Origin of the sequence: Paenibacillus kribbensis (genome assembly GCF_002240415.1) — a bacterium.
Classification (GTDB): domain Bacteria; phylum Bacillota; class Bacilli; order Paenibacillales; family Paenibacillaceae; genus Paenibacillus; species Paenibacillus kribbensis.
Window position 1 is genome coordinate 3502149 of the sequence record NZ_CP020028.1, and the last position, 22247, is coordinate 3524395.

A 22247-nucleotide genomic window follows, 5' to 3' on the forward strand; every position below is an offset into this window, starting at 1 on the left:
TCTTCATCACGGCATGCGGATTGGCAACACGTCACTACATGTACATGCCGCCATCCACATGCAAAGTCTGGCCCGTCATGTATGAGGAAGCGTCCGAGGCCAAGAACAGCACCACGTTCGCAATTTCCTCAGGCCGTCCGAGACGGGCCAGCGGAATACTGCCAAGCATACTATCACGCAAATCGTCAGCCAGCACCTGCGTCATGTCCGTATCGATGAATCCGGGTGCTACACAGTTGACTGTAATGCCTCTTGAAGCAAGCTCTTTAGCAGAGGATTTAGTAAGACCAATCACGCCTGCTTTAGCAGCTACATAGTTTGCTTGACCTGCATTGCCAAGTACACCGACAACAGAAGAGATATTGATAATTCGACCGGAACGCTGCTTCATCATAGGCCGTGTAGCTGCCTTGAGGCAATTAAACACACCTTTCAGATTCGTTTCGATCACCTGGTCGAACTCTTCTTCCTTCATGCGCATGATTAAATTATCTCTTGTTATCCCGGCATTATTCACCAGGATGTCAATCTTGCCCCAAGCGTCGATGACATCCTTGATTAAACGATCCGCCTCATCAGCACGACCGACATTAGCCTGAACCGTAATAGCTTCCACGCCCTTGGCCCGAATCTGCTCTGCAACCTCAGCCGCAGCCGCTTCGCTGCCAGCATAGTTTACCGCCACATTAGCGCCTGCTTCAGCCAGCGCCAGCGCGATACTACGACCAATTCCTCGCGACGCTCCCGTAACCAACGCCGTTTTTCCACTTAATGGCTTAGACATCATAGTACCTCCTTGCAAGTATATAGGCAATCACTAAACCTTTTAGCGGGCCTCCAAGGCCTCTGCTACAGAAGCAAACGACTCCAGGCTGTTTATATTATACAGCTTAACCGTTTTGTCGATCTTTTTAACCAATCCGGTTAAAACACTTCCAGGTCCGAACTCAATAAAGGTGTCAACACCCTGTTCCAGCAGCCACGCCACGCTGTCTTCCCACAGCACCGGGGAATAGACCTGATCCACAAGCAGCTGGCGAATTTCGTTCCCCTCACACACAGGTTTTGCCGTTACATTAGCCACAACCGGAACTTGAGCTTCAGAGAAGGCCACAGCCTCCAGCTTGCCGGAGAGCTTGGTTGCCGCTTCTTTCATCAATGAGGAGTGGAAAGGACCGCTGACCTCCAAAGTAATAGCGCGCTTGCCGCCTGCTTCCTTCACGCGTTCAGCCACCGCAGCTACGCCTTCCTTCGTGCCAGATACGACGATTTGTCCGGGGCAGTTGATATTGGCCAGTTCAACCAGATGACCAGCCTCCGTAATATCACGGCATAATGCTGCCAGCGCTTCACGGTCAGCTCCCAGCACAGCAGCCATTCCGCCTTGTCCATCAGGTATGGCCTGCTCCATGAACTCGCCACGTGCACGTACGATCTCAACCGCGTCCGCGAATGCGAGGACACCGGAAGCCACCAGCGCACTGTATTCCCCAAGGCTGTGTCCAGCCACATAATCAGGGCGGATTCCTGTTTCCTTGAACGCTTCATGCAACGCAATGCTCGCCGTTAGCAGCGCAGGCTGCGTATTTGAAGTCTGCTTCAAGGCAGTATCCGGTCCTTCAAAAATCAATGTGCTTAGCGCGAAACCCAATCGCTCATCCGCTTGACGGAATACCTCTTTTGCAGCTGGAATCGCTTCATAAGCGTCTTTAGCCATACCTACAGCTTGTGAACCCTGACCGGGAAATATAAATGCCGTTTTGCCCATCTTGTATGCACCTCTCTATATCCAATGCTTATCCTGTAAAATACCAGAAATTCAACATTCTATCAAATCTGCTGTTTTCTTACCAGACAAGAACCGACGCGCCCCAGGTCAATCCGCCGCCAAAGCCCACCATCAAAATCCGGTCGCCTTCCTTCATACGGCCTTCTTCTGCCGCTTCCACAAGAGCAAGAGGGATTGACGCTGCAGATGTATTTGCATATTTATTAACATTAATGACGACTTTTTCTTCCGGCAAATCCAAACGCTGCATCGCTGATTGGATGATGCGAATATTGGCCTGATGCGGAACGAACAGATCGATGTCATCTTTGGACAACCCTGCTTTTTCCAATACATCCACCGTCGCCGTCCCCATCACACGGACCGCAAACTTGAACACTTCACGTCCATTCATGTAGATATAGTGCTGTTTGTTTTCCAGCGTATCCGCACTCGCAGGCAAACGCGAACCGCCAGCTGCCAGGTTCAGCAAGCTGCCTCCCGCACCTTCGGCACCGAGATCAAAGGATTGGAATCCTCTGCCTTCAGGTACTTCACCAATCACAACAGCTCCTGCACCGTCTCCGAAAAGAACACAGGTATTGCGATCGGTATAATCTGTAATCCGGGAAAGACAGTCTGCTCCAATGATTAGCGCATTATTATAGATGCCTGTCTTAATGAAGCTCGTTGCCGTTGCCAGCCCATACACAAAACCCGAGCATGCTGCCGACAAATCGAAAGCCGCCGCACCTTTTGCTCCCAACTTGTCCTGCAGAATGCAGGCAGTTGACGGAAATGCCATATCCGGTGTGACCGTAGCTACAATGATCAGATCCAAATCCTCTGCCGTCATACCAGCAGACTTCAAAGCCTTAATCGCCGCTTCATAAGCCAAGTCAGATGTAGCCTGCTCCGGGGCCGCAATATGGCGCTCCTGAATCCCTGTACGGCTGACAATCCATTCGTCACTTGTCTCTACCATCGCTTCCAGATCTTTATTGGTCAGAATTTTCTCAGGAACATATTTCCCCGTTCCGATCACACCAACCGGCCGTAATTTATTCATATCGTCACTCACTTCCTGCTAATTTCCTTGGATATACTTTCCACCAACCGGTTTTGCAAGGCCGTGCGGGCCTGTCTTACCGCATTTTTGACGGCAATACCGTCAGATGAACCGTGACTTTTCAAGACAAGTCCGCTCAGTCCCAGCAAGGGAGCTCCGCCATGCTCCTTATAGTCCAGCTTATCCTTTAGACTGCGAAGTTCGGGCATAATCAACGCCGCCGCCAGCTTGGTCTTTAAAGATTTGGTGAACTGCTCTTTCAGGAGAGAAAATATCGCTCCGGCCGTACCCTCCAGCGATTTTAACATGATGTTTCCGGCAAATCCGTCGCACACCAGTACATCACAATTTCCGGTTAACACATCTCTGGATTCCACATTGCCCACAAAATGGACAGGCAACTGCTCAATGAGGGGAAATGTCAGTTTTGTCAATTCATTACCCTTCCCGGCTTCGGTCCCGACGTTCAGCAGACCTACCCTTGGAGAAGCCATACCGTGAACTTTCTGACGATACAGGCTCCCCATCAATGCATACTGGGCGAGATGCTCGGGCTTGGCATCCATATTGGCTCCCAAGTCCAGTGCCAACACACCCTGATCATCAATCGTCGGTATCATCGGGGCAAGAGCCGGGCGTTCAATCCCTTCCATTCTTCCAACCACCAGCAATCCTGTGGTCATTAGCGCACCGGTATTGCCTGCAGATATCATGGCATCCGCTTCGCCTTCTCTGACCATTCGGCCAGCTACGACCATTGAGGCATCCTTTTTGCGCCGTACTGCCTTTACAGGCTCGTCTTGCGCATCAATCATTTCAGATGCATGACGAATGCTGAGGTTCGCAGGCAGCGCTCTGCCGTTCAGAACCGATTCAATCCGTTCACGGTCACCAACCAGCGTAATGTCTGTATCCTTCCATTCCGCCGCCGCAGATAGCGCACCCTCTACTGTCGCCTCAGGGGCATTGTCTCCCCCCATGGCATCAATGGCGATCCGCATGCTGACTTCCTCCTTCGCTATACTCTTCCTCCGTGGAGCGATAAATGACAAAGTTCCCTTGGAACACCATTTCTTCTCCTACGTAGGCAAAAACCTCCACTTTGGCCTTCCCTTTTTGCTCAGGATTTGAGCGTACATATGCCTTGGCAATACACTTCTCCCCCAAATGAACCGGGCGTACAAAGCGAATATCCGCCGAAGCGGTCAATGCTATCTCATCATTAATCACGGCGACAGCCAATGAATTGGCTTGAGCAAAAACATAATGTCCCCGTGCAATGCCGGTGCGTGAAAAGATGTGCTCCTCTTTAATTTCAAAGATGGAAATACCGCTTCGGTCCAATTGGAGATCAACGATATCCCCGATCACTTCATGCAAAGGCAAGGAACGAACCTGATCGTAGGAGCGCTCAGCCATCAGCTTTAGCCGCTCCCGCAATTCCGGGATTCCGAGTTCCATTCGGTCCAGCCTAATCGTCTGGATGCTTACCTTCAGTTGTCTCGTCAATTCCTGATCCGTTACGAACGGATTATCATCAATCAATTGAGTCAGCCGCTGCTGTCTCTGTCTTTTCGGCAAACGTTCGATGTCAGTGACGCCTCCTTTCCCTGCAATAAACTGCCGTTCAGCCGACGGTTCGGGTTACTTCACGTTCTAACGGCAAAAGCTTCGAGCCTGTTTGTTATCTTGTATGTATAAAGGAACCCCTTCGGCCCTCTTTCTTAGAACCTGGTACTAAAACAGTATATAGCATGCTGACACAAAAAGAAAGCATGCAAATAAAAAAAGTGACGCCTCACTGGAGTGAAGCGCCACTTTCCCTGCGAAGATTCCAAAGAATCCACTTATCGGACATTATTGAGAGATAATCTCTCTAGCTTTGTACGTTCCGCAAACTTTGCACACATGGTGAGCAAGTTTCAATTCGCCGCATTCGGAGCATTTCACCATACCTGGTACTGCCAGTTTAAAGTGAGTACGACGTTTGTCGCGACGAGTTTTGGATGTTCTCCGTTGAGGTACTGCCATTATTCCCACCTCCTTAACCAAATCGACCCCGCAAAAGCGGGTATGACTTCTTATCTCATTCAAGACTGAAGGTAACTAGCGGAAGCAGTTACTTTACAGCCGGTGAATCAAGCCTGCAACATCCATGCACGGGTTCTGTAACTCCCCAGCACAAGCGGATGATGATTTTTTTCAGAATTGAACTCAATTCTCATTTAAAAAAATCCTTAAGCCCTGCCAGACGCGGATCAATCTTGTCCGTACTGCCATCATCACTGTCATCGGAGCCGATACTCCAGTTTTGTCCGGCCGCTGGTGCGATCCCCTGACAATTCTCACTGCACACAGGCGCAAACGGCACGTTCAGTACAAACAGTTCTTTGCAATACGGTGCAATGTCGAAGGAATCCTCCGTCACTGCGATAAATTCGCCATCTTCATCCTCTTCTTCACTACCTGAAGAGGTTTGCTTGAACCGTTCACGGAATTCAATCTTCAAATCCTCATGCATCGGGCTCAAACAGCGTGAACACAGCATGTCCAGACTTGCGGTCAGCGTGCCTTCCACGCTCATCAAGCCTTGACCCAGACTAACGGCGACCAAATCGGTCTCCAGCGGGGAAACGGCCGTAACATCAGCACGATCATCCACCAATTCACTCACGTTTAGAGATTCACGGATAGGAAAAGGACCGTCACTTGTTGCTACTTTGCGAAAAAATAGTTGCATCACTATCACTCCAAACAAACAAAAATTATTATACCGACTGATCGAGTCGTTTGTCAACACCTTTCACTTTACACCACATACAAAACCATTGGTCTTCCAATGGTACAGCACGTTTTATGAGGAAGTGAAAATACGTTGTACGGATCATGTACCTGAGCGTATTCGTACCCCCGCCACTCTTCGTGTACAATAATGCGAGTATAAAGCTTTTTGCTTCAGGTCTCAATGGCCTTGTTCAGAATAGTTACCTGGATCAGCTATAAAGAAAGGAGCCGACATACCGCCTTGAAAACACTCGGAGTTATTGTAGAGTATAACCCGCTGCATAACGGACATGTTCATCACTGGAAGGAGTCTCTTCGCATCACTGGCACAGAGCGCACGGTGGCTGTGATGAGCGGTCCTTTCCTCCAGCGGGGGGAACCCGCGATTACAGATAAATGGTCCCGCACCGAAATGGCACTCGCCATGGGCGTGGACCTGGTGATGGAGCTGCCTGTGGCCTATGCCATTCAGCCCGCAGAATGGTTCGCCCACGGGGCGGTCGCCCTGCTCCGCGCCACAGGCGTCGTCGACGCGCTCTGCTTCGGCAGCGAGAGCGGAGACATCGCGCCGCTGCGCGCGCTGGCCCGCGTGCTGGCGGCAGAGCCGGCCGAGCTCAAGGCCGGCATCGCGCATCGCCTGCGCAGCGGCGCGAGCTATCCCGCCGCCTACGCGGGAGCCGCAGCCGCGCTCGCGGCCGAAGGGGCGGACGGCGCTGCGCTCGCCGCCCTCATGCAGCAGCCCAACAATACGCTCGGGCTGCATTACTTGATTGCGCTGGAACGGCTGGGCAGCACAATCAAGCCCTTCACCGTAGCCCGCACCGGATCGGGCTACCATGAAGCCGTGGCGCCCGCGGACGGAGTCATCGCCAGCGCCACGGCCATCCGCCGTCTCCTGCTGGACGGCGGGCCGGAGGCTGCGTCGCCGTATGTACCAGCGGCGACGCTGGAGATTTTGCGGCGCGAGTGGCAAGCCGGACGCGCGCCGCTGCAATGGGAAGCGTTCAGCCAGCCGCTGCTGAACGCCCTGATCACGCGCAGCCCGCAGCAGCTGGCGGAGCTGCACGAGGTCACCGAAGGGCTGGAGCATCGCCTGCGGCAATCGCTGTACACACTGTCCCAGCCATCGGTAGAAGCATTACTCGCCGCCGTCAAGACAAGGCGATATACTCGTACGAAGCTTCAGCGTATGCTTGCGCATATTTTGCTGAATCATGCCAAAGCCGATATGACTCCCGCTGAGCTGGCGAAAGGCCCTGGCTATATCCGTGTACTCGGCTTTAATGCGGCCGGACGCGAGCTGCTGGCCCGGATGAAGCAGACAGCTACTCTTCCTGTATGGGTCAAGCCGTCTGCCGGCTCACATCCCCATCTGGATTGGGATACGGCCGCTGCCGCCATACATGCAACCGGGATGCCGCGTCCCGCCATCCGCGATATGTATGCCGATTACTTGCGACCGCCCATTATGGTTTGATGGGCAGCTTTTCCATATAATTCAGCGCATCGTCAAGCGTGCGCACCGGAACGAGCTTCATCCGGGTTCCGATTTGCTCAGCTTTGGCCTTGGCTTCTTTATAATTATCCGCCGGGACAAAAAACAATTCTGCACCCTGACGGTCAGCGGCGACAATTTTATATTTTGCACCACCAATCGCTCCCACCTGACCGTCCTTATCAATAGTACCCGTACCGGCCACACGATATCCCTTACTCAGATCACCGGGTGTCAACTGGTTATAAATTTCCATCGTAAACATTAAACCTGCCGAAGGCCCGCCAACATCTGTGGATGTAAAACGAATCGTCTTACGTCCATCCTTCGGCTCTACTTTCTGCACCGTGGCAATGCTGACGCCAAAGCCAGGACGTTGTTTGCCCGTCTCGCTGTCCGTGATGGTCGTTAACGGAGCCTGCACCGTCAGCAAGGTGCCATTGCGCTTGAGCTTTACCTGGACTTTGGTCCCCGCCTTCTCATTTCCCAAGGCAATCCGAATGGAGCGATTATTCGTTACCCTCGTGCCGTTCAACTCCAATATTTTATCTCCGGGCTCAAATACGCTATTGGATCGGGGCACCTTAAACACATACACATAATCCGGCACAATCCGATACGGGATATGGGCGCGGCTGTAGGCAGCCTCCATGGCGGAAGACTGGGAATCCCCCATATACCATACCTGCTCTGCTGTGTATTCGTCCTCACTTCTTCCGTGCAGACGATCCTCCTTGCGCTGAATCTCCGAATTGCTATCCAGCTTGGACATGCCCAGCATGACAAGATTGGCATAACGTGCCGACACTGTCGTCATCATAAAGGTGCCACGTTCGTTGCGATCACCTTCCCGGACTGTAACCATCGGTTTGATCTCGTTGGCCCCACCTGGTCCATAGATCAGATAAGGGGTTGGCATATAGACCAGCACATAGACCATTGCGGTCAGCATCAAAACATAACCGATTGAAAAAAGAGCACTTTTGCGGCTGATTCGCTTCATCGCTTTTCCCCCTTTCAGCCCGACTTCCCATCCTCCGCCAATCAATCCTGCGCACCTGCTTGTTCTCAAGCCTTTCGAACAAGCATACATTGTTTATGACAAGACTACGTATATGAACAATCCCTGCTGACAACATCGTGAATAGAATGCTGGCGACAGCATCCGACTCTCTTAGTATATGGATGAGAGGTGAACCCTTTGACACAAAAGGAAGCCCATACCGCCCCTTACTGGACAACCCTGCTGCTTGGCTTCGGAGCCATCCTGCTTGTATTGGCTGTTGTCACCTCACCAGAAGAGGTGTTTGAAGCCTCTGCCCAAGGACTTAAGCTATGGTGGAGTATTATTTTCCCGGCTATGCTCCCTTTTTTGATGTTATCCGAAATGCTCATCGCCTTCGGTCTCGTCCATGGGCTGGGTGTCCTGCTGGAGCCGTTCATGCGCTTCTGGTTCCGCCTGCCTGGACGAAGCGGCTGGGTGCTGGCCCTCGGCCTGACCGCTGGCTTCCCGGCTGCTGCGGAGGCAGTGCGCCAATGGGCGCAGCAAGAGGACATGACCGAGCCCCAACTTCGACGATTGACCGCCATCGCTCACTTCTGCAATCCGATCACCATCCTGCTCGTCATCGGAACAGGATTGCTGCACAATGCTGCTGTAGGCGGGATGTTACTTGCTGTTCACTGGATCTCCGGGCTGCTGGCAGGCTGGATTACAGCCAGACTGCCTGCTACGTCAAAGGAATTGCAAAAACGGGAAACGCCAGCTGCCCTTCGGCGCACTTCTGTTTCCCGTACTTCCGCCACCTTGATCCAATCCGCATGGGATGCTACACGCTCTGCCAGAGAGCGGGATGGCCGCAGCTTCGGAAAACTGCTGGGCGAAACCGTGTCTCACGCTGTACAGACGCTTATGGTAACAGGTGGATTTATTATTTTCTTTTCCGTGCTGGTTCGACTCATATCCATATACTTAGGCCAAGGAGCATATTCGTTTGTATGGCCTGCCTGGATGGAAATCCATCTGGGTTCCTATGAAATCAGCCGCTTGCCTTACGATCTCCGCACCCAAACGGCGCTAATCAGTGCCGTGCTGGGCTGGGGCGGTCTATGCGGCTGGCTCCAAATTACCGCAGTCACCAAACCGTCCGACAAAGGCATCACCTTCACCTTGTCGCGAGTGCTTCATGGGCTTATCGCCTTTGGGCTTACGCTGGTAGCATGGACACCTCTTACTCGCATCTCCAACAATACAATTCCAGCTTACATCAGCGGCAGTTCGGCTTCTTCCTTTGCAGAAAGCGGATATGACAGGGCCACAGAAACCGTCATGATGGAAGCCACTAATCTTCTGACACAATTGGAAGGTGCATCCATGTATCCCTGGCAACTGACCGTGCTGTCCGCCACCCTCTTGATTACGATTGTGCTTATATTACTGGTCATTTCCTTTATGACTTCATGGTGGAGCCGCCACGCATCGCGTTGACCTTGGAACGCAGCGCGTCCTCGACCTCAGGGGCTACCAAATCTACGACCTTGCCGTCAAAATGGGCAATTTCCTTGACCATACTGGAACTCAGATATGAATAGGCTGGATTCGTCATCATAAAGATCGTTTCCGCATCCGGGTTCAGCTTATGATTCGTAGAGGCTAATTGCAGCTCGTATTCAAAATCAGTCACCGACCGTATTCCTCTAACAATAACCTGAGCCCCTTTTTGACGTACATAATTGGCTGTCAGATCACGGAAGCTGTCCACCTCAATATTTGGAATATCACGGGTTACGGTCCGCAATAGCTCCATTCGCTCCTCCAGCGAGAATAGCGGATTTTTACTAATATTGTTAAGAACCGCGACAATCAGTACATCAAACTGTCTGGCTGCTCTTTGAATGATATCCTGATGCCCCATCGTCACGGGATCAAAGGTTCCCGGATATACGGCAATACGTGGTTTGTGCTCAATCATGATGGTCCTCCCCGTCTGATTCGGTGATGCCGGATTTAGTCACTCCGGCTTCTGTATGCTCTTCGGCGTCCGACAAAGCATCGGCTGCAAATTGATAGATGGATAACGCTGTTTCACCATAGACTGCTTTTTTGACCTGCTCGAACGGCCCGAAGCTTTCCGGGTATGCATGTCCGGATTCATACTCCAGTACGATGATTGCCTCTGAACGAAGCAAGTCCAATTCGGCCATACGGCTCATCAATTCATCTCCGTGTTTGAGACGATAGGGCGGGTCCAGAAAAACAGCATCAAAAAGAGCTCCACGTTTTGCGAGCGCCTTGAGCGCTCTTCCGGCATCATTACGGAACACTTCAGCCTGTCCTTCCAATCCGGTTTTTCGTAAATTTTCTTTAATGACCTCAATGCTTTTCGATTCCATATCAATAAAAACCGCCTTGTCCATCCCCCGGCTAAGCGCCTCTATGCCCAGGCCGCCACTGCCAGCGAACAGATCAAGTGCGACTCCCCCATCAAAATAAGGACCTATCATGCTGAATAGCGCTTCCTTGACCTTATCCGTGGTCGGCCGCGTCCCTGTGCCGGGAACTGCCTTTAACGGCCTTCCTTTGGCACTACCCGATACCACTCTCACGCTGAAACTCACCTATTTTCTATATGTGTTCATAACCATATAAGATTATGACGTTATCGTACCACATGCACCGCCGTTTGAAAAACGTAGGATCGTGCAGGTATAAAAAATCCTTCCCTGGGCATCCTTAGGATATCGGCATTCAACCAATGTCGTAGACAACCGCGGAGAAGACTTACGTTTCCCCATAAGCTCTTCGTCCGGTTTCTCCTCTCCCATTCGGGCGCTTCTTTCATGGAGCGCCTGATTTTTTTTGCATAAAAAGAAGCTGCAGGGTAGCAGCTTTATGTATCATTTCATTTCTTCTATTCTCGGATTTTGTTCATTTAAGCAGCTCCTCAGGTGTATCGCCCTGATAAACATACACATAGCTCGCTACCGATACAGCAAATGCTGCAAACATAGACAAGGATGTCGCTAAACCATATACTATTTTTCTCACCATTCCTCTCACCTCCTTCCCCGAATCAATGTCAGGCTTTGGACCATAAAAGCAACAGCCACTACAGAAGAACCGATTACAAAATTAGTACATACAAGTATGGAGGATAACAGTCGCAGGAGAGGGTAAAACCGGGCTGGAATACGCGACTGCTTTTCAATTCTGGATGGGGCAAAACATAACACAAGCATAAGAGCTATTCCGGTAAACAGGTTTGTCCACCAGTTGTCCAAAGTGATGCAGGCTAGGAATGTAAAAGCGACAGAGGTCACCACCACACATGCCATTCCTGTTTTCAAATGAATGCCACCTGATATTTGGCGCAACAGGGCAAAAGCGATGAGAATCGTTGCAGCTTCTGCCATCCGCCCCGTGAAGAGAGAGGCGAATAGAGTCAAAATAATAATCATGGATGCATTTATAATGAGAGCAAGTGCATATTGAAGCACCGGAACAGAAGCCGGATGGTCCGGCACCGTATCCTTGATCTGCTTAGCAAGCTTGGAAGCTATCGTTTCAATCATCCCGGTATTCCTTTCCGATCGCATAATAGATGAAGAAGCCGGAAACCAGTGCAAAAAACATCATATTTAACCATACCTCGTTATAGTACAGCACAATAGAAGTTGAAATGAGAGACAGGATAATCAGCGTGATGACAATACCGTATTCCTCTTTAAATTCAAGCTTTTTGAATATAGGCGAAAAGCCGATCCTTTTTCGATACAACATCAATGAGACGAGCAGCCCTGCAATTGCGCATATCGATTGCAGCAGATAGCCCTTCAAGAAACCAGCCTGCAGCTCAGAAATCGGCAAACTGCCGAACAGCATCTTTAGAAACACCGACTGAATAACAGCATACGCAAAATAGCCTGTTACTGTCATAATGCCTGACCACACAATCGGGATTTTCACCACGGCAGCGAGTAAAAAAATAAAAAGCAGCATATTGATGACAGGCACCAAATACGAGAGGGACCATCCCTCTCGGAGCAAATAGCTTTGTATGTTCATAATCAGATTTACACAAATGGCCTGCCACAGATAAGGGGTTAACCTGACTTGAAAAATACTAAGAATCAGTGCAAAAACAGCCACTCCCTCAAGCGTTGAAAAAAGCAAAAAGCTGATCGGCTTCACAAGCATGCACGCATCTCCTTTACAATTCCAACAAACCTCATCGGTATATTAAAAAACTTGGCTGTACCTCGAATATAAAGGGCTGGGAGCTACTTTTCAAGAGATCTTTTCAAGGATTCATAGATTTTTTCAAGCACTTTAACGAAATGTTATCAGATGTAATCTTCAAGTAAGCTTAAGCAACGCTTTCCTTGACCGAATCCCCCTGTGAACGCATAGGCTTCATACGTGATATGAGCTTTTTCCCAGAACGGATACCAGGCTGTTCAATCCACGAATAGGTGAGCCAGGACAGTCCAGTGGTGAACAGCAACGTCATCATAAACATCATCATGAGGTTGACCATCGGGGCAAAGGGGAATTTGATCTGAATGATCAGACTCAGAACTAGCATATGCGTTAAATACATGCTGTAGCTAAGGCGGCCGATCCACGACCATACCCGATTAAGCAACCACATCGGCTGCCAATGATACAAGGCATACGCTCCCAGCAGCAGCCCTGCACCTATGAGGTAATCCGTCATACCTCCAAAAAAGGCAAATAGTACAGATCCAAGCAGCAAACCCCCGCTGATCCGGTCTATGCTTTTCCAATGCCGCTCGTTCTTCCAGATCAAAAACAACAATATCCCCAGCCCAAAGACAGGCAATTGATTCGGAAACCATAAATACAGATAATGCCCCCATAAGGAATGGTCACTAATCCATGGATATTGGGCAAACCACATATTTAGACCGTAGCTTAGCACAAGCACAACCATGACAAACCAGGCAGCATGGCGGACTGATCGGATCAGCTTAAATAATAAGGGGACAAACAGATAAAACATAAATTCCACCGCTATAGACCATTCCACACCGATAATGCTGTTGATCCAGTACGGGTTCAGACCATTCAAAAACAGGACATGCGCTGCAATATTGGCGACCGTGACCCCCTCCTGATCCCCAAGCCAAAATCGAGGACCTGTCCCGTTCACCATTAAATAGATCCCGAGCATTACGTAATATAAAGGAGCAATTCGAAAAAAACGACGTATCAGATAAGCCGAAATTCCTTCCCTCCCGTCCCCCGAACGTCTGCTCAGAGACAGAAACAACGTAAAAGCACTGGCCAGATAAAATAAAGCGACTCCTTTCGCACCCATACTCAAGCCTTTTTGTATCCATCCGTTGATTCCGTCCACGTGCTGGCTGACATGCACCAGCAAAACCCCAATAATGGCCACCGCTCTCAGCGTATCTACAAATTGCAGCTTGTCATGTTCCACTTCACCCATGGCTTCGGGCATCGTATCCCTCCATAACGATCCTTTTTCGATACATTTTGTATCTATAATACACAAAACGTATCATCAAAGTAAATAACTCCTTATGTAAAAAAACATCTTTTGGCTGCACGACCCGCGGCCAAAAGATGTTCAAATTGTTAAGCTATAGTAAGCTGTAGGCAGGCTTTTTATTTGTTTAAATGAAAAGGAACCGTCGTTACAATCACGTCTTTGTAATTAATCAGATAAGCTCTCATCAGCAAACTGGTCTGATTATGCAGAATATTTTCCCACCAGTGCTTGGTAATGAATTGCGGAATGAGGACGGTAATATGATCCTCGTCTGCTTTTTTCCACTCCACGGTATCAATAAACTTGCGGAGCGGGCTAATAATACTGCGATAACGGGATCTCAAGACCACCAAGCGGATACCTACATCCCACTCTTCCCATTTCTGTTCCATTTTACGAATCGCTTCATCATCCATACCGACATATACTGCAACCACATTGTCCGATAACGTCTTGGCATAACTGATGGTATTCATGACGACCCGAGTAATGCCCGCCACCGGAATAATAATGGTATTGCCTTTGACCATCGGTTTATCCTTTGTAATGTCAATGCGCAGCTGCTCAGCTGTATTTTCATAATGTCTACTGATCTTCATAAAGAAATACAGAACCAAGGGCAGGAAGATAAATACGACCCACACCTGACTGAACTTGGTAAAAATAAAGATAAGCGTAATCGACAGCGTGGTCAGCATGCCGATCGTGTTAATGGCAAGCTTGACGACCCAGCCGGACGGCTTGAGCCGAATCCAGCGAATCATCATCCCAAGCTGCGAAAGCGTAAACGGGATAAATACCCCTACAGCATACAGCGGAATCAGATTTCCGGTATTTCCGCCAAATACAATGACCAGCAATGCTGAGAAAATACTCAAAAACAGAATACCATTCGAGTATCCGAGCCGATCCCCACGTACCATGAACATATGCGGCATGTATTTGTCCTTAGCCAGCATAAAAGCGAGCAACGGAAAGGCAGAATAGGCTGTGTTCGCCGCCAAAAACAGGATGAGCGCCGTCACACCCTGAATAATGTAATACATGACACCGCGTCCGAAAGTGGCGTTCGCAATTTGTGAGATAACTGTTTCATGCGGATTCGGACGAATACCGTACCAATAAGCCAGCAAACTGATCCCGATAAACATGCACCCGAGAATCAAGCCCATCATCATCAATGTGGTTGCCGCATTTTTGGCAGCAGGCTTGCGAAAGTTCGGAATGGCATTCGAGACAGCTTCTACCCCGGTTAACGCCGAACAGCCTGAGCTGAACGCCTTTAGCAACAGAAACAGGCTGACGTTGGATACCGTAGCTCCAAATTGCGGTGCTGCAGCATGAGCTCCCCCTGTCACATAATGAATAATACCACTAATAATCAGAACAAAAATGGCAACAACAAATAAGTAAATCGGTACAGCCAGCACCGAGGCAGATTCCGTCACCCCGCGCAAGTTCATAATGGTCAAAAAGATGATCATGGTCAGAGCAATCGCAATTCGATGATCGTGTAATGATGGAAATGCCGATGTGATGGCATCTGTACCCGCTGACGAGCTGACCGCAACCGTTAGAATGTAGTCGACCAGCAAGGAGCCGCCTGCAATCAGACTTGGGGCCTTGCCCAAATTATCTTGAGCGACGATATAGGCACCACCGCCACCGGGATAGGAAAAAATAGTTTGCCGGTAGGACAGAATCAGAATGACCAGCAATCCCAGTACTGCGATGGATATAGGTATGGAATACCATAGGGCAGCAAAACCAGCTGTAATCAAAACCAGCAAAATTTGCTCGGTGCCGTAAGCTACTGAAGACAATGCATCTGAGGACAGAATGGCCAGAGCCCTGAGCTTGTTTAGCTTCTCCTCTTCAAGGGCCGTCGACTTTCGAGGGCGACCGATTAGTAATCTTTTGACTTTACTCAGCATTTCGTTAACTCCTTCTTGGATGGGGGTTTTGCAGAAAAACTCTGGATCGTATGTTTATTATGTCACCTGCACATCAGATTGATGAAACAAATGAACTATTATTTTATACCCCCTCATCCTGAAAAAAACAATAAGGAATGCTCCCTATAATGAGCATTCCCGAGCAAGAAAGAGTATTTCGATAAAATACCCTTAAGTATACAGTAATTTGAACCTTTCCGGCGTAATTCCCTCAGCACGGCGAAAAGTTGCCACAAAATGACTGGCATCCCGGAATCCGACCCGCTCCGAAACTTCCTTAACGGTCAAATGCGGGTATTCTGTCATCATTTCTTTAGCCTTGCGTAGCCGAATCACAATCAGGTACGCATAGGACGTCACGCCAAAAGCCTGCTTGAACAATGTATTTAAATGACGGGCGCTTACATTCATCATGACCGCCATATCAGATAGTCCCACATCCGGACTGGCGTAATTTTGTTCCATAAACGCCAGAACAGGCGCCAAACGCTCCACATTATGCGAAAGAGAAGGCATTGAGCTGTGTTGCCCATATTTACGCAACAGCGTCAAAAATCGGTACATATTGGCCGAAGCATCTAATCCGGATAAATCCCGTTCGCTAACCAGGGAATGAAGGATACCTTCTCCAAAGGTATGCAGCTCGCTGTCCTTGTCCCAATGATACCCGCGCGTATGCTTCAATCCGAGAGCAGTCAGTACAGCAGCGGCAATGGGGCCGTCAAATGTGATGTATAACGTTCGCCATACCTTTGTCGCCCGTCTGTACGCATGGGATTCGCCTGGCAGCAGCAGCACTCCGGACTGCTCACCCAGACGGAAAGTTCCCCCTTTAAATGTAAATATCCCTTCACCGGACACCGTCTGAATCCAGTGAAAGCACGGATACCCCTCTGGACGGGATACATCCTCCTGTCTGCTGTTGAACCCGATGCTTTCAATAAAAAGCGGCAAAGAGTGCTCACGCGTAGTCAGAAAAAATCGCAAATGATGGGGAGTCAAAATCATAAAAACACCTCCGGCGTATGCGGGTATGTATTTCTCTTGTAGATCCATATTGTTACATCGAAGTTCATTTTATTATATTTAAAAGCCGTTACTTGTATTATAAGATAGAATTATTCTTATATATAGAGGTGATTGGCATGATAAGCGGCAAACTTCCTAAAGTATTTTATGGTGGAGATTACAATCCCGAGCAATGGGATGAGGCCACACATCAGGAGGATTTACGGATGTTCAGGCTGGCAGGGATTGATATCGCCACAGTCAACGTATTTTCATGGGCCAAAATTCAGTCGGACGAAATCACATATCATTTTGAATGGCTGGATCAATTGATTGACAGTCTTCATGAAAGCGGTATCTTCGTTTGTCTTGCTACCAGCACTGCAGCACACCCCGCCTGGATGGCTAACCGTTATCCGGACATTCTTCGGGTCGATGCTGACGGACGCAAGCGGAAATTCGGCGGCCGCCACAACTCCTGTCCGAACAGCCCAACCTATCGTAAATATGCGGAGCATATGGCTGACCGATTGGCCGAACGCTACAAAAACCATCCCGCCATCCTCGTGTGGCACGTGTCCAATGAATACGGCGGTGATTGCTATTGTGACAACTGCGCCGCCGCGTTCCGGGTGTGGCTCAAGCAAAAATACGGGACGCTGGAAGAACTAAACCGGGTATGGAACACCTCCTTCTGGGGTCACACCTTTTATGATTGGGATGAAATTGTGCCTCCCAATAATCTAAGCGAGCATTGGGGGGAAAATCACTCTACCTTTCAAGGAATTTCCCTTGATTATGCACGCTTTAATTCGGATAGTATGCTCGATTGCTATCTGCTGGAATATAACGCGATTAAAAAGCATATTCCCCATGCTGTGGTAACGACCAATCTGATGGGCTTTTTCAAGCAACTGGACTATTTCAAATGGGCTAAGCACATGGATATTGTGTCTTGGGACAGCTATCCACAGGCTAATACCCCTGTAAGCTATACCGCGATGGCACACGATCTGATGCGCGGTCTGAAGGATGGGCAGCCCTTTATGCTCATGGAGCAAACACCGAGCCAGCAAAACTGGCAGGCATATAATTCGCTCAAGCGGCCCGGCATCATGCGGCTATGGAGTTACCAAGCGGTAGGGCATGGCGCAGACACGGTCATGTTCTTCCAGCTTCGCCGCTCGATCGGCGCTTGTGAGAAGTTTCACGGAGCTGTGATTGAGCATGCCGGGCATGAAAACACACGTGTATTCCGCGAGGTGGCACAACTCGGCAGCGAGCTTGGAGCATTAGGAGACAGGTTTCTTGACGCGACCGTCGATGCCAAAGCAGCTATTTTGTTTGATTGGGATAATTGGTGGGCATTGGAAAAATCAAGCGGGCCCTCTGTCGCATTGAATTACGTCGATCAGGTGCATAAGTATTATGCGGCCCTTTTCCGGCGTAACGTGCAGGTAGACCTGATTTCCGTAGAAACGGATTTCCAGAAATATGATCTCATTATCGCGCCTGTACTCTACATGGTCAAGCCGGGCACTGCTGAGAAGCTGGAACAATTTACAGAGCGCGGCGGCACCTTCGTTACCACCTTTTTCAGTGGCATCGTCAATGAAAACGATCTGGTCACAACCGGAGGATATCCGGGCAAGCTGCGTAAGCTGCTCGGGATTTGGGTAGAGGAAATTGACGCGCTTTTGCCGGAATCACACAATCGGATCATCATGAAAGAAAAGGTGGGTGCATTGCAGGGAGAATATCAATGCGGCATGCTCTGTGACCTGCTGCACAGCGAAGGTGCCGAGGTGCTGGCCGAATATGGCGATGATTTCTACCAAGGTATGCCGGTGCTGACACGCAATCGTTGGGGTCAAGGCGAGGCATGGTATGTCGCCTCAGACCCTGAGGAATCTTTCCTGGATGGCCTGCTGGGTTATATTTGTGAGGAAAAAGGGATTTCATCCCTCCTGCGCGCTCCTGAGGGTGTAGAAGCTACTGTGCGCTCCAAGGACGGAAAATCGTATCTATTCATCCTGAATCATAATGCACAGGCGCAACAAGTTCATCTGGATGATCAAAAAGGAAAAGAGCTGATTAGCGGCGAATTCATGGAAGGAGATATCTCCATTGAAGGCTACGGCTTTCAAGTGCTCGAGCTATCATTCTAGGTATCAAAGGAGTTCAACATGAAACGACTGCTATGGATTGGCAGCTTGTCTTATTTTTTGATCGGTCTGGCACATGTGGTTGTAGGTTCCCTGCTGCCTGTGCTGCTGGATCACTACGGCAGGAACTATACGGAGGGCGGAAGCCTGATTTTCGCCCAATTTTCCGGCTTTCTGGCTGGTGTCCTGCTGTCGCCTTGGCTTGGACGGAATTTCGGCAAACGCCGAAGTCTGGTATTTGCTCTACTCCTGCTGTGTACGGCGGAAGTGCTGTATTCACTGCTGCCGCCTTGGGGGTGGCTATACGCCGTCGGGGCAGCAGCTGGTTTTGGCTTTGGCATGGTAGAAGCGCTCATCGGCACGCTTGTTATTAGCGGTATTCCCCAAGGAACAGGCGCGGCCATGAGCCGACTGGAAGTCTTCTTTGGAATCGGCGCGCTGGCTATGCCCGCTATCGCCGGCCAGTTCATTGCTCTTGGCTGGTGGAGATTGGCTTTTCCCATCATCTCCATGTTCGCAGCCATTGCGGTCGTAGCTTGGCTACGGGGGTCCTTTGGCACGCTGGACACGGTATTGGACGAACAGGAACACCGAGGGAACAACCATCCGCACTCCTCTAATTCACCAAAGGTGAAGGCATCTAAAGCTAGCCCTATAGGGAATTGGAGGCTGCTGGCGCTGTTCGTTGTCTTTTTCTTCATCTATGTAGGGACAGAGATGAGCCTGGCTAATTTCCTACCCTCCATGTTCATTGAGCGCCTGGGACTCACGCAAGCCGAAGCAGCACTCAGTGTCACCTGCTTTTGGCTGGCAATGGCCTTCGGGCGGCTATTCACAGGCTACATTGCCGATCGGTACGGCTACGGTGTCTTTGTCGCCCTGAGCTCACTGGCAGCAACCCTGCTGCTGTGCGTGTTCCCGCTGATCCAAGGCACTGCTGGCGCCTTTGCCCTTATTGTGCTGCTGGGGCTCGGCATGTCCGGCATATTTTCCATCGCACTCGTTTTTGCCAGCAAAATGATGCCAGGTACAGAAGAATCCACCACCAGCCTGCTTATCGGTGCAGGCGGAGTTGGAGGGGCTCTGCTGCCCTTATGGCTTGGAAACAGCATGGATCGTGGCGGAGCAGTCGCTTCGGCATGGTTGCTGGCAGGCTTTGCCTGTATCCTGTGCCTGCTTGGCGGCATTCTGTACGCCCTGCATGTGCGCAAAAAGCGGCTTCAAACCGCTTCATCCTGACACATGCCTTTTCCGGCGCCTTCAGCTGTTTCTTGGAATAATCCAAGGCTACAGTGAAGGCGCCATTTTACTTCCTAGACGAATGTACCTCATACAAAGGCCTATTTTTAACCAAAGATAGATCATTGCCTATGAAACACAGGACAGATATCCATGCCCTCCCCTAGATGAATGGAGTAGTATACAACAAACCATATGGAGGTGTTTGTATTGGGTCGTCCTGAATTAAACCGAAAAAAAGGCCGCAAAAAAGATGTTTTTATCCGTTCCTGGTTTGATAAACTTGAAAAAAAGTTCAATGAGAAGCCCCCAAAGAAGAAAGGCCGCTTAAAACGAAAATCTTTGGGCAAGGATATTATCGTCAAAAAACAACTTGTCCATGTGAATATTGCTCCTGACGCTATAGAGACAAGAGGGGGCTCTGCCACAGATGGAGTGGCACAGTTCGGTTATATTTACAACCTAAGACCTCAACTCGTTCCGATTGAAGGGGATGTCATATTTGATACGAACGGTATACTTACACCTGGCATTGCTCATGTTCCCGGGACTACACAGATTACTGTTGCCGACGCGGGGACCTATGAGGTTCACTTTTCTGTGTCGGGTGTAGAGCCCAACCAATTTGCCATCTATATTAATGGCATCCTGGCTGGAGGAACCCTATACGGTTCAGGAGCCGGCACGCAGCAGAACACAGGGCAAGTCATCCTCGATCTGGCATGTGGGAATGTGCTTACTCTGCGGAATCATAGCTCCGCAACTCCAGTTACCCTCCAAACACTGGCTGGAGGAACTCAAACCAGCGTAAACGCTTCTATCATCATCAGAAAATTGAAATAGGCGTGAACTTATGCACAGCCTCAGCCTGCAAAAATGGGTTTATCCCACACTCGTTCGAGCGAGGATAAACCCTTAATAGCTCAAAAAGCCATAATAATACCTTTATCATTGGCATACATCGAACTGATCCCTCTGGTGGACACAATATGAATATCTTTGAATTGATAACGATTCTTCAATGCAGTCATCAATTTTTCCGCCAGACCGGGATTATTGCAGTGAGTAATGACGATGCTTTCCCCTTCGGTATCCCGACCACTTTTTTCAATGGTATCTGCCAGCTTTTCGATGATTTGATTCTGACCGCGCGCTTGTGTAAATAAGGCGATATTCCCGTCACCGTCGGAACCCAAAATAGGTCTGATATGCAAAAATGAAAGTATCTTGCCCGTAATTTTATTCATTCGTCCGTTCTTCACCAAATTATCCAGGTTTTCCAGCACAAAGTATGTCTTCATCTTCGTGATAAAGGTTTCCAAGGAAGATATAATCTCGCTTTTATGATATCCCTCGTCGATCAGCTTGCGAAGCTTTAGAGCCAACAAAACTTGTCCAGCCGATGCGCTTTTCGAATCAAATACATGGACATCCGCCCCGTTTTCTTCCTCCGCCATATCTTTTCCGATCAATGCACTGGCATACGAACTGGACAGATTGCTAGATAATGTAATGGCAAAAGAAGTATGAGTGCCCTGAAAGGCTTCCTTGTAAAGCAAGGGGGAAGGTGATGCAGATCCAATCTTGGTTGTACAGGCTTTCATTTCTTCCATGAACTGAGGCAGGTCCAGCGTGTCATCATCAATGAAGCATTTCTCTCCCAATGTCATGTTTAATGGAATCGTAGTAATCTGCAGATGCTCTTTAAGTTCTGTCGTCAAGTCGCAGCAGCTGTCTGCTATTATTTTATACCTCATCTGTACACCCTCATCTTATGTTATTTTCCAGCGGAAGCTGAATTCATAATGCTCATGGAAAGCTCAATCAACCGTATAAATTCCTTTACATCGTCCTCACCCAAACCGGCTACAAGCGCTTCAAAATAGCCTTCTATTCTCTCTTGCTTTCGTTTAATCAAGGATTCACCTTCTGGTGTAAGCCTGACACACATCCGTCGTCTGTCCTGCTCCGACATCTCCATAGTGACATACCCTTTTTTTCTTAAGCCCGTAAGCGCTGCCGTTATTCTTGATCTGGATACATGCAGATGATCGCTGAGTAAGGAAGGATTGATTTCATCCTCTCGATGCTGAACTAAATATTGAAGCACATGGTTTTCCCCCTGGACTAGCTCCGTCAGGCTGCTGAATAATTCCATGTCATAAATCCGGTTAACGGATTCTCTCAACTGGCCCCTTAGTTCATAATCTTTCATAGTGAACCTCCGC

The 22247-nt window shown here is 49.4% G+C and carries 23 protein-coding genes; 5 read left to right on the top strand and 18 right to left on the bottom strand.

Annotated elements, in window-relative coordinates; genetic code table 11:
- Positions 1-34 precede the first annotated feature (34 nt).
- The 7 genes from fabG to B4V02_RS15545 form a co-directional block, all read right to left on the bottom strand.
- Entirely contained in the window at positions 35-784 is a 750-nt protein-coding gene (fabG, locus tag B4V02_RS15515; protein WP_094155475.1) for a 3-oxoacyl-[acyl-carrier-protein] reductase, read from the bottom strand.
- Between the two features lie 42 nt (positions 785-826).
- Positions 827-1768 carry an ACP S-malonyltransferase gene (gene fabD / locus B4V02_RS15520; RefSeq protein WP_094155476.1) on the bottom strand — a complete coding sequence of 314 codons (942 nt, stop codon included), beginning with the start codon at positions 1766-1768 and terminating at the stop codon, positions 827-829.
- Positions 1769-1847: 79 nt separating this feature from the next.
- Positions 1848-2837, bottom strand: a complete 990-nt coding sequence (locus B4V02_RS15525) for a beta-ketoacyl-ACP synthase III (RefSeq protein ID WP_094155477.1) — start codon at positions 2835-2837, stop codon at positions 1848-1850.
- Between the two features lie 8 nt (positions 2838-2845).
- Positions 2846-3838 carry a phosphate acyltransferase PlsX gene (gene plsX / locus B4V02_RS15530; protein WP_094155478.1) on the bottom strand — a complete coding sequence of 331 codons (993 nt, stop codon included), beginning with the start codon at positions 3836-3838 and terminating at the stop codon, positions 2846-2848.
- Positions 3822-4418, bottom strand: coding sequence for a transcription factor FapR (fapR, locus tag B4V02_RS15535; RefSeq protein ID WP_007429980.1), 597 nt, complete (start codon positions 4416-4418; stop codon positions 3822-3824). Before fapR ends, plsX begins: the two co-directional genes overlap by 17 nt.
- Before the next feature lie 276 nt (positions 4419-4694).
- The gene (rpmF, locus tag B4V02_RS15540) at positions 4695-4868 is read right to left on the bottom strand and encodes a 50S ribosomal protein L32 (RefSeq protein WP_007429979.1); all 174 of its coding nucleotides are present in this window, start codon (positions 4866-4868) and stop codon (positions 4695-4697) included.
- A gap of 190 nt (positions 4869-5058) precedes the next feature.
- The gene (locus tag B4V02_RS15545; protein WP_094155479.1) at positions 5059-5577 is read right to left on the bottom strand and encodes a YceD family protein; all 519 of its coding nucleotides are present in this window, start codon (positions 5575-5577) and stop codon (positions 5059-5061) included.
- A 285-nt stretch (positions 5578-5862) separates the two neighbouring features.
- On the opposite strand from B4V02_RS15545, the gene B4V02_RS15550 reads away from it, so the two are divergent.
- The gene (locus B4V02_RS15550; RefSeq protein WP_094155480.1) at positions 5863-7098 is read left to right on the top strand and encodes a nucleotidyltransferase; all 1236 of its coding nucleotides are present in this window, start codon (positions 5863-5865) and stop codon (positions 7096-7098) included.
- Here the strand turns inward: B4V02_RS15550 and B4V02_RS15555 are convergent.
- Positions 7088-8119 carry a SepM family pheromone-processing serine protease gene (locus B4V02_RS15555; RefSeq protein WP_094157015.1) on the bottom strand — a complete coding sequence of 344 codons (1032 nt, stop codon included), beginning with the start codon at positions 8117-8119 and terminating at the stop codon, positions 7088-7090. The genes B4V02_RS15550 and B4V02_RS15555 overlap by 11 nt on opposite strands.
- A 189-nt stretch (positions 8120-8308) precedes the next feature.
- On the opposite strand from B4V02_RS15555, the gene B4V02_RS15560 reads away from it, so the two are divergent.
- Positions 8309-9604, top strand: coding sequence for a nucleoside recognition protein (locus B4V02_RS15560; RefSeq protein ID WP_244188334.1), 1296 nt, complete (start codon positions 8309-8311; stop codon positions 9602-9604).
- On the opposite strand, the gene coaD is transcribed toward B4V02_RS15560, so the two are convergent.
- The 8 genes from coaD to B4V02_RS15600 all read right to left on the bottom strand — a co-directional run bounded on the left by coaD (position 9567) and on the right by B4V02_RS15600 (position 16615).
- Positions 9567-10088, bottom strand: a complete 522-nt coding sequence (gene coaD, locus B4V02_RS15565; RefSeq protein ID WP_007429971.1) for a pantetheine-phosphate adenylyltransferase — start codon at positions 10086-10088, stop codon at positions 9567-9569. The two genes, B4V02_RS15560 and coaD, sit on opposite strands and share 38 nt — an antisense overlap.
- Positions 10081-10722: a 16S rRNA (guanine(966)-N(2))-methyltransferase RsmD gene (rsmD, locus tag B4V02_RS15570; RefSeq protein ID WP_007429970.1), complete on the bottom strand. Its 642-nt coding sequence runs from the start codon at positions 10720-10722 to the stop codon at positions 10081-10083. The genes coaD and rsmD overlap by 8 nt, the downstream gene beginning before the upstream one ends.
- Positions 10723-11044: 322 nt before the next feature.
- The gene (locus B4V02_RS15575) at positions 11045-11167 is read right to left on the bottom strand and encodes a cyclic lactone autoinducer peptide (protein WP_007429969.1); all 123 of its coding nucleotides are present in this window, start codon (positions 11165-11167) and stop codon (positions 11045-11047) included.
- A 5-nt stretch (positions 11168-11172) separates the two neighbouring features.
- The gene (locus B4V02_RS15580) at positions 11173-11688 is read right to left on the bottom strand and encodes an accessory gene regulator ArgB-like protein (protein WP_094155482.1); all 516 of its coding nucleotides are present in this window, start codon (positions 11686-11688) and stop codon (positions 11173-11175) included.
- Entirely contained in the window at positions 11681-12313 is a 633-nt protein-coding gene (locus tag B4V02_RS15585) for a hypothetical protein (protein WP_094155483.1), read from the bottom strand. Before B4V02_RS15585 ends, B4V02_RS15580 begins: the two co-directional genes overlap by 8 nt.
- A 169-nt stretch (positions 12314-12482) precedes the next feature.
- Positions 12483-13601: an acyltransferase family protein gene (locus B4V02_RS15590; protein WP_094155484.1), complete on the bottom strand. Its 1119-nt coding sequence runs from the start codon at positions 13599-13601 to the stop codon at positions 12483-12485.
- Positions 13602-13768: 167 nt separating this feature from the next.
- Positions 13769-15586: an APC family permease gene (locus tag B4V02_RS15595; RefSeq protein WP_094155485.1), complete on the bottom strand. Its 1818-nt coding sequence runs from the start codon at positions 15584-15586 to the stop codon at positions 13769-13771.
- A gap of 192 nt (positions 15587-15778) precedes the next feature.
- Positions 15779-16615 (bottom strand): AraC family transcriptional regulator, encoded by an 837-nt coding sequence (locus tag B4V02_RS15600; protein WP_007429964.1) that lies wholly within the window; start codon positions 16613-16615, stop codon positions 15779-15781.
- A gap of 137 nt (positions 16616-16752) precedes the next feature.
- Between B4V02_RS15600 and B4V02_RS15605 the strand changes: the two genes are divergently transcribed.
- The 3 genes from B4V02_RS15605 to B4V02_RS15615 all read left to right on the top strand — a co-directional run bounded on the left by B4V02_RS15605 (position 16753) and on the right by B4V02_RS15615 (position 20862).
- On the top strand, positions 16753-18783 hold the full coding sequence (locus tag B4V02_RS15605) for a beta-galactosidase (RefSeq protein WP_094155486.1): 2031 nt from the start codon (positions 16753-16755) through the stop codon (positions 18781-18783).
- 18 nt (positions 18784-18801) lie between these two features.
- Positions 18802-20019, top strand: a complete 1218-nt coding sequence (locus B4V02_RS15610; protein ID WP_094155487.1) for an MFS transporter — start codon at positions 18802-18804, stop codon at positions 20017-20019.
- A 210-nt stretch (positions 20020-20229) separates the two neighbouring features.
- Positions 20230-20862, top strand: coding sequence for a BclA C-terminal domain-containing protein (locus tag B4V02_RS15615; RefSeq protein ID WP_094155488.1), 633 nt, complete (start codon positions 20230-20232; stop codon positions 20860-20862).
- Between the two features lie 80 nt (positions 20863-20942).
- Here the strand turns inward: B4V02_RS15615 and B4V02_RS15620 are convergent, their stop codons facing one another.
- Together B4V02_RS15620 and B4V02_RS15625 are read right to left on the bottom strand one after the other, a co-directional pair.
- Positions 20943-21776, bottom strand: a complete 834-nt coding sequence (locus B4V02_RS15620; RefSeq protein ID WP_094155489.1) for a DegV family protein — start codon at positions 21774-21776, stop codon at positions 20943-20945.
- A 20-nt stretch (positions 21777-21796) separates the two neighbouring features.
- A complete protein-coding gene (locus B4V02_RS15625; protein ID WP_094155490.1) occupies positions 21797-22234 on the bottom strand; it encodes a MarR family winged helix-turn-helix transcriptional regulator in 438 nt (145 codons plus the stop codon).
- Positions 22235-22247: the final 13 nt, after the last annotated feature.

Coding starts and splice junctions, on each gene's coding strand:
- fabG (WP_094155475.1), bottom strand. CDS start 784: ATGTCTAAGCCATTAAGTGGAAAAACGGCGTTGGTTACGGGAGCGTCG.
- fabD (WP_094155476.1), bottom strand. CDS start 1,768: ATGGGCAAAACGGCATTTATATTTCCCGGTCAGGGTTCACAAGCTGTA.
- B4V02_RS15525 (WP_094155477.1), bottom strand. CDS start 2,837: ATGAATAAATTACGGCCGGTTGGTGTGATCGGAACGGGGAAATATGTT.
- plsX (WP_094155478.1), bottom strand. CDS start 3,838: ATGCGGATCGCCATTGATGCCATGGGGGGAGACAATGCCCCTGAGGCG.
- rpmF (WP_007429979.1), bottom strand. CDS start 4,868: ATGGCAGTACCTCAACGGAGAACATCCAAAACTCGTCGCGACAAACGT.
- B4V02_RS15545 (WP_094155479.1), bottom strand. CDS start 5,577: ATGCAACTATTTTTTCGCAAAGTAGCAACAAGTGACGGTCCTTTTCCT.
- B4V02_RS15555 (WP_094157015.1), bottom strand. CDS start 8,119: ATGAAGCGAATCAGCCGCAAAAGTGCTCTTTTTTCAATCGGTTATGTT.
- coaD (WP_007429971.1), bottom strand. CDS start 10,088: ATGATTGAGCACAAACCACGTATTGCCGTATATCCGGGAACCTTTGAT.
- B4V02_RS15575 (WP_007429969.1), bottom strand. CDS start 11,167: ATGGTGAGAAAAATAGTATATGGTTTAGCGACATCCTTGTCTATGTTT.
- B4V02_RS15580 (WP_094155482.1), bottom strand. CDS start 11,688: ATGATTGAAACGATAGCTTCCAAGCTTGCTAAGCAGATCAAGGATACG.
- B4V02_RS15585 (WP_094155483.1), bottom strand. CDS start 12,313: ATGCTTGTGAAGCCGATCAGCTTTTTGCTTTTTTCAACGCTTGAGGGA.
- B4V02_RS15590 (WP_094155484.1), bottom strand. CDS start 13,601: ATGCCCGAAGCCATGGGTGAAGTGGAACATGACAAGCTGCAATTTGTA.
- B4V02_RS15595 (WP_094155485.1), bottom strand. CDS start 15,586: ATGCTGAGTAAAGTCAAAAGATTACTAATCGGTCGCCCTCGAAAGTCG.
- B4V02_RS15600 (WP_007429964.1), bottom strand. CDS start 16,615: ATGATTTTGACTCCCCATCATTTGCGATTTTTTCTGACTACGCGTGAG.
- B4V02_RS15605 (WP_094155486.1), top strand. CDS start 16,753: ATGATAAGCGGCAAACTTCCTAAAGTATTTTATGGTGGAGATTACAAT.
- B4V02_RS15610 (WP_094155487.1), top strand. CDS start 18,802: ATGAAACGACTGCTATGGATTGGCAGCTTGTCTTATTTTTTGATCGGT.
- B4V02_RS15620 (WP_094155489.1), bottom strand. CDS start 21,776: ATGAGGTATAAAATAATAGCAGACAGCTGCTGCGACTTGACGACAGAA.
- B4V02_RS15625 (WP_094155490.1), bottom strand. CDS start 22,234: ATGAAAGATTATGAACTAAGGGGCCAGTTGAGAGAATCCGTTAACCGG.